Genomic DNA, 12,183 nt, shown 5'->3' on the forward strand with positions numbered 1-12,183 from the left:
CCGAGTCTGCCCAGGTGGCATGACTCAAACAAAAGGGTCTCCGAGAAACCCGGGGCGGTTCAATACCCTGACCGATCAAACGATTGTCCGGGTTCAGGTAGATGAAAATCTCTTCCTCGACAGACTGCGAGCCGTCCTTGGCACATTCGACCTGAACATTCACAGGCTCGGAACGCCACACCACTTCCCCGTTGGGAATCGACTCCGGAATCGCCACCGTACTGCCCAGATCATCGTGAATTTCGGTTTCACCGCCCCCTTGAGTGGTACAGACCAACGCGAAGACGGAGGCCGGATTCAGCATCAGCAACACCACAGTGGATAGCAGCCAGCGTCTGGCAGACAGTCGTTTCATATCAGCATTCGTCCTGAAAGGAATGGGGCTCCAGCAAGCGGGCCGTAAAGGCCGCCTGCCCCTTGAGCGGTGTGCAATAAGTACGCTGACCGCCATAGTCGGTCAGCGCCTTGTATGAAAAACGATGGGTTGCGGAGGGCAGAACGCTCGCTGGTACAACCATTTCAAAATGGGCGCCCGGTGCCAGCAGCAGGTACTCGCTGAGTTGAACAGCGTCAATGCGCAACGCTTGCAGATACACGTGATAAGGCATTGGGTTACGGACCGTCAGCAAGGAAACGCCTGCCTCGTCATGGGTCAGTGTCCACTGCAACTTTGCGCCAGTGTCAGCCGGATCCCCCTCTAGACCAACGGGCCGGTAAAACACATTGATGCGCTGACGCACGGCGACATTCAACTGACGAGTGCCTGCCTGCCGTCGAGGCACCTCAAGCACATACAAATGCAGCAGCGACTCGCGCCCCTGCGGCATGCCTGTGCCCTGATATAAAACGCGCAGGACCTGCCTGCCGCCGCCCGGCAGACGTGAAAGCGGCGGCGTGACCACGAACGGCAGCGTTCTACGCCGAACCAGTGGAGTGTCGTCGTCATCCTGGGCATCACTTAGCCAGGCCTGAAAAAGCGCCTCCGAATCACCTCGATTGCGCACCTCGATACTGGCTTCGTGATACTGGCCATCAAAGACCAGCCGTGTTCCGCTCAGCGAAATAGCCCCTTGTGCGCCAACGCTGCCCATCAGCAGCAGCACCGCCAACATTGCCGGGCATGAATCAGCAAGGGCGCTCATTGGCATGTCACCCTGATCCGCTCGTAGGCACGGGTCGGATCTCTGGGCGGCAGCGAGAATGCTGCCTGACAACTTTGATCAGACCAGCGAACCCGCAAGCTGCCGACATCCTGCTCACTGAGCACCAGCGCCTGACTGCCAGGGTCGACCACCGCCAGCGCCCTGCCCTGTTCATCCTCGACACTGGCACCCAGCGGTACCTTGCTGCCGTCGGCGCGCACCAGTTCAAACTGGACCCGGCGGCCCACAACGGCTTTGAAGCGCACCAACGGTATCGCTCCCCGGCGCGGTACGAGCTGGGTGATGGCATTTTCCAGGTCGACATCAGCACCCAACTGGAGGGTATCCAGGCTGACCCAATTGGTTCGGTAGGCCTGCGCATAGGGCAGAACCGCATAGCCGTTGCCTGCGGTTTCGACTTTACTGAAGGACTTCAACCGAGCCCCGCTGACGTCCGGAACCTGAACCAGGGCGAAGGTTTCACCCAGCGCCTGCCCCAGGTTCACACCTCCGGGGTGAGCCACCAGCGAACCCGCCGCAGACAGGCTGAATGCATCGTAGTCCTGGCCCTGGCTATAACCTGCCTCGAAGCGACCGAACCCGGTGGTGGTACTGATCTTCCCGGCACCGAAACTGCCGGAGCTGCTGTCATGCCCGGCCTGTACCGAATAAAACGTATCACGATCCCCCAGCACCTGGCCGTTGAGCCCGGTCTGAGCGTTGTACTCACCGGTGCTGTCGCGCACGGCATTGAAAGACAGTCGCGACGAACCAGGGCTCGATCCGAGTGGCAGGGTCACGCTCAAGGCAACACGATTGTCGGTGCTCGCTTCACCGTTTCGCCCGAAGTCCTCGTTGCGTTCAATGGACAGGCTGTAATTGACGGTCTGCCAGGCAGCGTTATAGGACAGATAAAGTTGCCGGGTCTTGCCGGGCAGATTCCAGTAGCGCTGCTCGGAAGCGGTCAGACTCAGCGATGCGGCGTGGCTCGACACTATCTGGGTAACACTTAGCTCAAGCCGATCCCGAGCCAGGCCAGTGGACAGCGCATGTCTCTGCGGGTCGGTATCGCTGATGTGCTGGCTCAGGGTCCGGTACGCTTCAGTGGAATAGCGGTAACCTGCCACGGCCAGAGTGGTGTCGGTAACGTCCAGCGTGTTGGCATAGCGCACCCGTATGCTCTGGCCGCTGCGCGACTGTTGAGCAACCTGACTGACAGATCGGGTGATATCCAGCGACACTGCGCCCAGCCCGGTATTGATCCCGGCACCTATATTCGCGGCCTGATAATCTTCGGCCAGCTGCAGCCCCCCAAACCCGGTAATCCGCTCGGAAAGCCCATAGATCAGGGCTGTGCTGGCAAAGTCGGGAGAGGCTTGAACATCATTACTGTTATCGACCTGCCCGACGGCCAGGCTGTAGCGCAAGGATCCCCAGGGGACCATGATCGGCAGCGATGCGTAGGCCTGGGTAAAAGTCCGTACGCGCCCATCGGCCTCAATGATCGACACCGACAAATCACCGTTGGAACCACTGGGGTAGATATCGGCAATTTCGAAAGGCCCCGGTGAAACACTGCCGCTGTACAGCAGAAAACCGTTCTGACGAACTTCCACCGTCGCGTTGGTCTCGGCAATCCCGCGGATGACCGGGGCATAGGCGCGCTCGCTGTCGGACAGCATGCCATCGTCAGAAGCCAGTGCTGCGCACTTGAAGCGAACACTGTCGAAAACCTGCGAGTCGCTGAAGGTCTCCCCCACCGTGAACTGGCTTTTCAGGAAAGTGATGTCACGCTGCGCGAAAGTACGATTGCTGCGATAACGCCAGGGCCGATCACTGCCGCCGACCAGCGAGGACTCATTGCGCAATCGCCAGGCCCCGAGGTTCAGGCCATTTCGCATCCCGAGATAATACTGGTCCGTTTCCAGACCCTTGTTACGGCGTCTGCTGCCATTGGCGTTGTAATTGATAAAACCTGCCGTCTCACCCTGATCCCAAAGCTCCGGTGAAACATAACCGCGAGCGCCCCGCGACATAACGGCTTGCGGCACACTGATAGTGAGTCGCAGCGCACCGGACTGATAGTCGATGCGCGCAAACTCGACACGCGCAGGCAAATCGAAACAGCCCTGAGCAGCGCCTTCATCTGAAGGCAGGCGACTCAGGTCCAGACCGAAGCTCTGTAGCATTTCAAGCGACAGACAGGGTTCAATCAGGCCAGACACCCGATTTTTTGAAAAGGCGATATCTCGCCTGCCGCTCAGTTTGCGATTGACGTAAATATCAACCCGATAAGTGCCGGGCAGTACGCTGTTGGTACGCAGAAACTCCTGGAGGTCAGGCGGCTGATCGCTTCCCTGGATAAATGCCGTATTGAATTTGACTGTCCCGTCAGCCCGAGTACCGCCAGGCGAGGCTGCGAACGCGCTGAGCGAAAACATCAACGTCAACCCCAGGCCGGTACCCAGCGGACAGTGTCGTGGCTGAGGCAGAGCGAACTGTGCAATGACTCCCTTGTGATCCTTTTTGCGCCATTCCATAGCGGTCTTCACTCTACTTCGGCTGTCGCGCGCGCCGCGCAATCCTTTACACAGACGCAGGTCTGCCGGGCCGGTTTGTCACGCAGGCCCAACGGTTTGAACAGTTAACGCTGATGTGTGATGTGGCAGGTTACCGAGGCAAGGCCTTGTGGGCATGACCCGGTTCTTTATCGGCCAGTGTCACTTGATAAGGCACTTGCCCGCCGTAGTCATTGATACTCACGAAACTCACCAGCAACGGCGCACTTCCCGGTGTGTGCAGCAACGGGATACGCAGCTGTTGATGGGGGGCAAGCATCTGACTGTCGAGACGGGCAAGTTCACTATCGTGTTGGCGTATGGAAATCCTCAGCATGGACACGTGATAGGGCCCTGGATTTTCCACCTGCACACCCGCGTTATCGATTGATTGCCAGTTCAGCTGTTCAGGTGCCTGCTGCGGATCGCCCTGCAAACCGTCAGGCCGAAAGAACACTTTTATGCGCTGACGTATCGCAATCTGCAGTGTGTTCTCGGCAGCAGTCTGGGGGATTTCCTGCACATTGAGCCATAACACTGATTCACGATCAGTGGGCATGTCTGCACCGGAATGAATGATGCGCAACAGTTGCTTGCCACCTCCGGCCATGCGCGTCAGCGCAGGCGTGACGATAAAAGGCAAATACGCTGGGGTGTCGTTGTTATCAGTCTTGTTGGTCGCCACTGTCGGAGATTCAAGCCAGGACTGCAGGAGAATCTCTCCCCCGCCACTGTTATGAACACCCAGACTGACCTCTTTTTCATTACCCTGATAAATGACGCGCGTCGTATTCAATACGATGCCCGCCTGAACAGAGGACGCACAGCACACTAGCGCAACAAGCATCGTGTAGCGAAAAAAAACAGGAAACATACTGGCGTTCGCCTTGAATTCGATAAGGGACAGGGCGAGCCGTGCCCGCCCTGTCCGACACGGTTACTCGTAATCCATCACGAACGGCAGGAAGCCATCGGCATTACCCGGATTGGTCGGCGTGCCGTTAAGCACATAGACCGCGCCAAAATTTATTTCAGCAGTCGCGCCGCCGGCACCATCCTTGATGAGCGTGGTGTCGACGGTTTCAGCACCGCTCAGGTCCATCAGAACGCTGGAGGTATTGAGCAGGCCGATACCGACACCATCTGCCGCGCCGGTGGTGCGCAGAAGTTTGGCATCGTTATTGTCCAGGCCGCTGCCGTTACGGGCAGTAAGGCGCATCTTGACCATGCTGTATTGATCTGCGCCCGCGCTACAGTTGACCAGCAGCTGAATAGGCGCAGCCGTTTCGAATCGACTTTCACTCGATACACCAATATCGGAGAAGGAAACGTTACCCAGGTCGACATTGATTTCGCCAGGGTTGGTGCCCGAACTGACGCCTGTGCCCGGTCCCACATCGCAGGAGATATTGGTCAGTGTCCCATTGAAGACCATTTTTCCGTTGTTCGCTGCACTGACGTTACCCGCCATGCCAACGCCCATTACGCCCAGAACTGCCAATGTAAGAGAAAGCTTTTTCATGCTAACGACCTTCCTTGTGTTATGTCGTGTGTGCCCGCTATCGGACGGTGAGCACTATAGATCCAGACCTATTTCGATGCTGTCAGCTGGATAACTTTTAACCCGCAGACAACACAACACGACACGCAGGACAGGTCTGTAGGAATAACCAGGCGTCTTGCGCAAGTAGGCTAATTACGGCTGTTAAACAGTGTGGCGCCGATGTTTTAAATCACGGCGCTTTCAGTTTTGAAAGGGCTGACCGGACACGGGACCGTCACTTAAGCGTGGGTGACAGTCCGGTCGAAAAAATAATACAGATCTGTATTTATTGATAGCTCAACGTGATGACTCCAGCGCGGGCCTGCAGGGCCTCGCCGTCGGTCTCGGCGACCGGAAGTACCTGATACTGCGCGACAAAGGGCACGGCCTGATCACCACATGCATTGTGTTCAGTGCTCACCTGCATATTGATGCCCGGTGCAACTTGCAAAATGCGCGCATGAGCAACAGGCGTATTCACATTAATGTCGGAAATCACGCAACTGCTGTTGACGATACTGCCATGCAACGTCAATGCGCCGTCCTTTGCCCATGAAAAAGCAGGCGCAGCCAGCAAGGGAATCGACACCATGACGGCCCCCAAACCTTGACGAAGAAACAAACACCTCAACATAAATTTCCAGGTCGATTTTTTACTGTTCATGGCGTTCTCCACTCATAGGCTCATACAGTGAGTTAAGTTGATGGGAGAATTAGCTGCCAGAAGCCGACCTAGGAAAATGTAGGAAAACTCTTAGGACTTTATAAACATCTGGACAAATATCTCTTCAACATAGATATCGTCCGTTAGCGGATTTTCTTGACTGCACGCCATGCGCGGTGGAGGCTTCCTGACAAACCTGACAGCTAAAAGTCATTCTGCTGACCGGGTTTGCAGGCTATAAGGAAGCCCTAAAAAAATATTACTCCCGTACCGACATTTGGCGTTTTCTTCATATGCGCAGACAGACCCTGACCGTCACCGCTGTAGTCCTGCTGATAGCCTGCGCGGCCATTGCCGGATGGAAACTGACACGCCCCGCTACACTCCCGAAAAACTCCGTGACTGCGGTGCCTGTGAAGGTGATCACGGTCAGCATTGAGGACGTACCACGTTTCGTCACAGGTATCGGTTCGGTGCTGTCACTGCAAAGTGTGGTGATCCGTCCTCAGGTAGATGGCGTACTGACGCGCGTGCTGGTCAAGGAAGGTCAACAGGTCAAGGCCGGCGAGTTGCTGGCGACGCTGGATGATCGATCGATCCGCGCCTCGCTGGAGCAGGCACGCGCGCAGCTGGCGCAGAGCAAGGCGCAGCTTGATGTCGCGCAACTGGACCTGAAGCGCTATCGCCAACTCACTCAGGACAATGGCATTTCGCGCCAGACATTCGATCAGCAGCAGGCACTGGTCAGGCAACTCGAAGCCACAGCGAAAGGCAACGAAGCGAGCATCAACGCCTCACAGGTGCAGCTCTCCTACACCCAGATTCGCTCGCCGGTCACTGGCAGGGTCGGCATCCGCAATGTCGATGAAGGCAACTTCCTGCGCGTCAGCGATGCTACCGGTCTGTTTTCGGTGACACAGATCGACCCGATTGCGGTGGAATTCTCTCTGCCTCAGCAAATGTTACCGACCCTGCAGGGGCTTATTGCCGAGCGCACCTCTGCGGTGGTCAAAGCGTATCAGGGCGACGGCGCAGCAAATGGACTGCTACTTGGCGAAGGCACGCTTTCGCTGATCGACAATCAGGTTTCGGCAACCACCGGCACGATCCGCGCCAAGGCTCAATTCAAAAACCCCGGCGAACAACTGTGGCCCGGGCAACTGGTCACGGTGAAGATCCAGACCGGTGTCGAACTCAACTCGCTCAAGGTACCGCCACAAGTGGTACAGCGCGGGATCGATCAGCACTTTGTTTATCGACTGACTGCTGATAAAAAAGTGGAAGTGGTACCGGTCAAGGTGCTTTATCAGGACAGCGAGCAGACGTTGATCAGCGGGCCAAACGCCGGAGATGTACTGGTCAGCGACGGCCAGTCGCGGCTGCGGCCGGGGGCAACTGTCGAAGTGGTCAGCGCACCCGCCCCGGATGTGGCAAGCGCGCAAGTGGAGCACGCACGATGAGTGGCCGAGGCTCGGTATCGGCGTGGTGCATCGACCACCCGGTGGCCACCTTGTTATTGACCTTCGCACTGGTACTGCTAGGGGTCATTGCCTTTCCACGACTGCCGATTGCGCCGTTGCCGGAAGCGGAGTTCCCGACCATCCAGGTTACCGCGCAGCTGCCCGGTGCCAGCCCGGAAACCATGGCGTCTTCGGTTGCCACGCCACTGGAAGTGCAGTTCAGTGCGATACCGGGCATGATCCAGATGACCTCCAGCAGCGCACTGGGCTCCACCAACCTTACGCTGCAGTTCACCCTCAACAAAAGCATCGACACTGCGGCCCAGGAAGTCCAGGCCGCAATCAATACCGCAGCCGGACGCCTGCCGGCCGATCTGCCCAGTCTGCCAACCTGGCGCAAGGTCAACCCGGCCGACAGCCCGGTGCTGATCCTCAGTGTGAGTTCCAGTCTGATCCCCGGCACCAAATTGAGCGACGTCACCGAAACCATCCTGGCGCGCCAGCTCAGCCAGATCTAAGGCGTGGGCCAGGTGTTCATCACCGGCCAGCAAAGGCCAGCGATTCGTGTGCAGGCCGCCCCCGAAAAACTGGCCGCGCTGGGGCTGACCCTGGCCGACATTCGCCTGGCGGTGCAACAGACCAGCCTTAACCTGGCCAAAGTTGCCTTATACGGCAAGGACAGCATTTCGACACTGTCGTCCAACGACCAGTTGTTCAAGCCGCAGGACTACGCGCAACTGATCGTTTCCTACAAGAACGGCGCCCCCGTCCAGCTCAAGGATGTGGCGCGGGTGGTCGCGGGTTCGGAAAACGCCTACGTCAAGGCCTGGTCCGGCGACCAGCAAGGCGTCAACATCGCTATTTTTCGTCAGCCGGGCGCCAACATTGTCGACACCGTGGACCGCATCCAGCGTGAACTGCCACGGTTGCAGGAAATGCTCCCGGCCACCGTTGACGTCTCGGTACTCAACGACCGGACCCGCACCATTCGTGCCTCGCTGCACGAAGTGGAACTGACCCTGATGATCGCGGTGCTGCTGGTGGTGGCGGTCATGGCACTGTTTCTGCGCCAGCTGTCGGCCACGCTGATCGTCAGCGCGGTGCTCGGGGTATCGCTGATCGCCAGCTTTGCGATGATGTACCTGTTCGGCTTCAGCCTGAACAACCTGACATTGGTAGCCATCGTGGTCGCGGTCGGGTTCGTGGTGGACGACGCTATCGTGGTGGTGGAGAACATCCATCGCCACCTTGAAGCCGGACAAGGCATGCGCGAGGCTGCCATAAAAGGCTCGGGGGAAATCGGTTTTACCGTGGTGTCGATCAGTTTCTCGCTGGTGGCGGCGTTCATCCCGCTGTTGTTCATGGGCGGCGTGGTCGGGCGACTGTTCAAGGAATTCGCCCTGACCGCCACTGCGACCATTCTGATTTCGGTGGTCGTCTCCCTGACCCTGGCGCCGACCCTTGCGGCATTGTTCATGCGCGCCCCCACGCACAACCCGCATCAGAAACCGGGCTTCGGTGAACGTTTGCTGGCTTCCTACGAGCGAGGCTTGCGTAAGGCGCTGGCCCATCAGCGACTGATGCTCGGCGTGTTCGGCCTGACCCTGGCGCTTGCGGTGGTCGGCTACATCCTCATACCCAAGGGCTTCTTTCCGGTTCAGGACACTGCTTTTGCACTCGGCACCACCGAGGCCGCTGCCGACATTTCCTACCCGGACATGGTGGAAAAACACCTGCAACTGGCAAAAATCGTCGGTGCAGACCCGGCAGTGCTGGCGTTCTCTCATTCAGTCGGTGTGTCAGGCAGCAACCAGACCATCGCCAACGGTCGCTTCTGGATCTCGCTCAAACCGCGCTCTGAACGCGCCTGCGCCCCAAACTGGCAAAGGTCCCCGGCATCGTTCTGTATCTGCGCGCCGGGCAGGACATCAACCTGAGTTCCGGGCCGAGTCGCAGTCAGTATCAGTACGTGCTCAAGAGCAACGACGGCGAATTGCTCAACACCTGGACGCAACGGCTGACTGAAAAGCTGCGTAGCAATCCGGCGTTTCGCGATATGTCCAACGACTTGCAACTGGGCGGCAGCGTCACCCATATCGATATTGATCGCAGTGCTGCCGCGCGATTCGGCCTGACCACCGCCGACGTCGATCAGGCGCTGTACGATGCGTTCGGCCAGCGGCAGATCAGCGAATACCAGACCGAGGTCAACCAGTACAAGGTGATGCTCGAACTGGACGCCCAGCAGCGTGGCAAGGCCGAAAGCCTGGCTTACTTCTACCTGCGCTCACCGCTGACCAATGAAATGGTGCCACTTTCGGCGCTGGCCAAAGTCAGTGCGCCGCGCATGGGCCCGCTGTCGATCAGCCACGACGGTATGTTCCCGGCTGCCAACCTGTCATTCAACCTGGCGTCCGGAGTCGCGCTGGGCGACGCGGTAAGCATGCTCGATCAGGCCAAGAAAGAGATCGGCATGCCCGCCTCGATCATCGGCAGTTTTCAGGGTGCGGCGCAGGCATTCCAGAGTTCGCTGGCCAACCAGCCGTGGCTGATTCTCGCCGCGCTGGTGGCGGTGTACATCATTCTGGGTGTGCTTTATGAAAGCTTCGTGCATCCGCTGACCATTATCTCCACCCTGCCCTCGGCAGGTATCGGCGCGCTGTTGCTGCTATGGATGATGGGGCAAGACTTCTCGATCATGGCCCTGATCGGCATCGTGCTGCTGATCGGCATCGTCAAGAAGAACGGCATTCTGCTCGTGGACTTTGCCCTGCAAGCGCAGCGTGAGCAGGGCCTGTCGCCACAGGAGGCCATTTATGAGGCATGCATTACCCGCTTCCGACCGATTATCATGACCACCCTTGCCGCCCTGCTCGGCGCACTGCCGCTGATGCTGGGTTTCGGGGTCGGTGCCGAACTGCGTCAACCGCTGGGTATCGCAGTGGTCGGCGGCCTGCTGGTGAGCCAGATGCTGACCCTGTTCACTACGCCTGTCATTTACCTGCAACTGGAGCGGCTGTTTCATAAACGCCACCCGGCGCCCGCCGCACCCGCGCTGGTCCTTCACAAGTGAGAGTCACCCGATGCGCGTGCTGATTATCGAAGACGAAGAGAAAACCGCAGACTACCTGCGTCGCGGCCTGACCGAACAGGGCTACGCCGTCGACGTGGCGCGCGATGGCATCGAAGGTCTGCATCTGGCGCTGGAGAACGACCACGCGATCATCATTCTTGATGTGATGTTGCCCGGCCTGGACGGCTTTGGCGTGCTGCGTGCGTTGCGTGCGCGCAAGCAGACGCCCGTCATCATGCTGACCGCTCGCGAGCAGGTCGATGACCGCATTCGCGGCCTGCGCGAAGGTGCCGATGACTATCTCGGCAAACCGTTTTCCTTTCTGGAACTGGTCGCCCGCCTGCAGGCCCTGACCCGCCGAAGCGGCGGCCACGAACCGGTGCAGATCACCATCGCCGACCTGTGGATCGACCTGATCAGCCGCAAGGCGACCCGCGCCGGAATGCGTCTGGACCTGACCGCCAAGGAGTTTTCGCTGCTCAGCGTGCTGGCCAGACGCCAGGGCGACATCCTCTCCAAGACATCAATCGCCGAGATGGTCTGGGACATCAACTTCGACAGTGATACCAATGTGGTCGAAGTCGCGATCAAACGCTTGCGGGCCAAGCTGGACGGTCCTCACGAACACAAACTGCTACACACCATTCGTGGCATGGGCTACGTGCTGGAGAACCGCAGTGCGGGTTGATTCGATCGCCCTGCGCCTCAGCGGGCTGTTCGCGCTGGTGGCACTGGTGGTATTCCTGCTGATCGGCTGGGCCTTGTACCTGCAGGTCGACAAGAGCCTGGACCTGTTGCCGCGTGCCGAAGTCGATGCGCGCTACAGTGTTCTGGAATCGGCTGTCGGACGTTTCGGCAACCCGGAGCACTGGGGCAAGATCAAGGCAAAACTGGAGTTGCTCAGCGAGGAAGACAAGCGCTTGCGTTTCTGGGTAGTCAGCGACAACCCGCTGTACGAATTCGGCAACCCGGACGCGAACATTCGTCGTTTCGCGCAAGGCGCACCGGGTATGCATGACCTGAAGCTGGCCGATCACCCGTTCGCATTCAAGGTGCTGGTCAGCGAATTCCCGGCCAAGGAACAGCGCCCGGCACTGCGTTTTCTGACCGCCATCGATACCGAGACATTCTGGCATACCCAACACTCGCTGCTGGTCGCGCTGATCAGCCTGGCCACGCTGGGTATTTTGCTGGCTTCGGCGCTTGGTTACTGGGTCGCGCGTATTGGCCTGCGTCCGTTGACCAGCCTATCGCAGGAAGTCCAGAAGCTCGCCCCGCCACGGCTGTCCGGACGCTTGCAGCTGTCGCCGCTGCCACCGGAGCTTGAACAGTTCGTAGCCTCGTTCAACTCCACGCTGGAACGGGTCGAGCAGGCCTACTCAAGACTCGAGTCGTTCAATGCCGATGTGGCACATGAGCTTCGCTCACCGCTGACCAACCTTATCGGCCAGACCCAGGTGGCGCTGACCCGCGGCCGCTCTGCCGAGCATTATTTCGAGGTGTTGCAATCAAACCTCGAAGAGCTGGAGCGTTTGCGCTCGATCATCAACGACATGCGGTTTCTGGCCAGCGCGGATCAAGGCACCAAGGTCAAAGCACAGACCTGCGCGTCACTGGCAGACGAAGTCGCCACCACGCTGGATTACCTGGATTTCATTCTGGAAGATGCCCACGTGCAAGTGGTATGCCCCCCCGAAGGTTGGACAATTATCCACTTACGCTGCCTTGGCGGCCTGCATCCTG

At 58.7% G+C, this 12,183-nt stretch carries 8 protein-coding genes and 2 pseudogenes; 4 read left to right on the plus strand and 6 right to left on the minus strand.

What is annotated here, in order from left to right; all coding sequences use genetic code 11:
- From AO277_RS06060 to AO277_RS06085, 6 genes and pseudogenes are all read right to left on the minus strand, one after another.
- Positions 1-355, minus strand: a pseudogene (locus AO277_RS06060) (hypothetical protein); the annotation flags it as partial.
- A 1-nt stretch (position 356) separates the two neighbouring features.
- Positions 357-1,142 carry a fimbrial biogenesis chaperone gene (locus tag AO277_RS06065; protein WP_044319752.1) on the minus strand — a complete coding sequence of 262 codons (786 nt, stop codon included), beginning with the start codon at positions 1,140-1,142 and terminating at the stop codon, positions 357-359.
- Positions 1,139-3,682 carry a fimbria/pilus outer membrane usher protein gene (locus AO277_RS06070; RefSeq protein WP_080899345.1) on the minus strand — a complete coding sequence of 848 codons (2,544 nt, stop codon included), beginning with the start codon at positions 3,680-3,682 and terminating at the stop codon, positions 1,139-1,141. Before AO277_RS06070 ends, AO277_RS06065 begins: the two co-directional genes overlap by 4 nt.
- A gap of 130 nt (positions 3,683-3,812) precedes the next feature.
- Complete coding sequence (locus AO277_RS06075; RefSeq protein WP_002552335.1) at positions 3,813-4,574, minus strand: fimbrial biogenesis chaperone; 762 nt, start codon at positions 4,572-4,574, stop codon at positions 3,813-3,815.
- Positions 4,575-4,637: 63 nt separating this feature from the next.
- Positions 4,638-5,222, minus strand: a complete 585-nt coding sequence (locus AO277_RS06080) for a fimbrial protein (RefSeq protein WP_002552334.1) — start codon at positions 5,220-5,222, stop codon at positions 4,638-4,640.
- A gap of 307 nt (positions 5,223-5,529) precedes the next feature.
- Positions 5,530-5,907 (minus strand): hypothetical protein, encoded by a 378-nt coding sequence (locus AO277_RS06085; RefSeq protein ID WP_002552333.1) that lies wholly within the window; start codon positions 5,905-5,907, stop codon positions 5,530-5,532.
- Between the two features lie 293 nt (positions 5,908-6,200).
- On the opposite strand from AO277_RS06085, the gene AO277_RS06090 reads away from it, so the two are divergent.
- The 4 genes and pseudogenes from AO277_RS06090 to AO277_RS06105 form a co-directional block, all read left to right on the plus strand.
- Positions 6,201-7,367, plus strand: a complete 1,167-nt coding sequence (locus AO277_RS06090) for an efflux RND transporter periplasmic adaptor subunit (RefSeq protein ID WP_044319751.1) — start codon at positions 6,201-6,203, stop codon at positions 7,365-7,367.
- Positions 7,364-10,440 (plus strand): annotated as a pseudogene (locus tag AO277_RS06095) (efflux RND transporter permease subunit). The gene AO277_RS06090 and the pseudogene AO277_RS06095 overlap by 4 nt, the downstream one beginning before the upstream one ends.
- A gap of 10 nt (positions 10,441-10,450) precedes the next feature.
- A complete protein-coding gene (locus tag AO277_RS06100; protein WP_002552331.1) occupies positions 10,451-11,128 on the plus strand; it encodes a heavy metal response regulator transcription factor in 678 nt (225 codons plus the stop codon).
- Positions 11,118-12,183, plus strand: a 1,066-nt coding sequence (locus AO277_RS06105; RefSeq protein ID WP_257214192.1) for a histidine kinase dimerization/phospho-acceptor domain-containing protein, incomplete at its 3' end; no start/stop codon positions are given. The genes AO277_RS06100 and AO277_RS06105, both read left to right, overlap by 11 nt.

Source organism: Pseudomonas amygdali, from assembly GCF_002699855.1.
GTDB classification, from domain to species: Bacteria; Pseudomonadota; Gammaproteobacteria; order Pseudomonadales; family Pseudomonadaceae; genus Aquipseudomonas; species Aquipseudomonas amygdali.

What these genes read in the sequence shown, in the direction of transcription:
- AO277_RS06065 (WP_044319752.1), bottom strand. Translation starts at nt 1,142, where the DNA reads ATGAGCGCCCTTGCTGATTCATGCCCGGCAATGTTGGCGGTGCTGCTG.
- AO277_RS06070 (WP_080899345.1), bottom strand. Translation starts at nt 3,682, where the DNA reads ATGGAATGGCGCAAAAAGGATCACAAGGGAGTCATTGCACAGTTCGCT.
- AO277_RS06075 (WP_002552335.1), bottom strand. Translation starts at nt 4,574, where the DNA reads ATGTTTCCTGTTTTTTTTCGCTACACGATGCTTGTTGCGCTAGTGTGC.
- AO277_RS06080 (WP_002552334.1), bottom strand. Translation starts at nt 5,222, where the DNA reads ATGAAAAAGCTTTCTCTTACATTGGCAGTTCTGGGCGTAATGGGCGTT.
- AO277_RS06085 (WP_002552333.1), bottom strand. Translation starts at nt 5,907, where the DNA reads ATGAACAGTAAAAAATCGACCTGGAAATTTATGTTGAGGTGTTTGTTT.
- AO277_RS06090 (WP_044319751.1), top strand. Translation starts at nt 6,201, where the DNA reads ATGCGCAGACAGACCCTGACCGTCACCGCTGTAGTCCTGCTGATAGCC.
- AO277_RS06100 (WP_002552331.1), top strand. Translation starts at nt 10,451, where the DNA reads ATGCGCGTGCTGATTATCGAAGACGAAGAGAAAACCGCAGACTACCTG.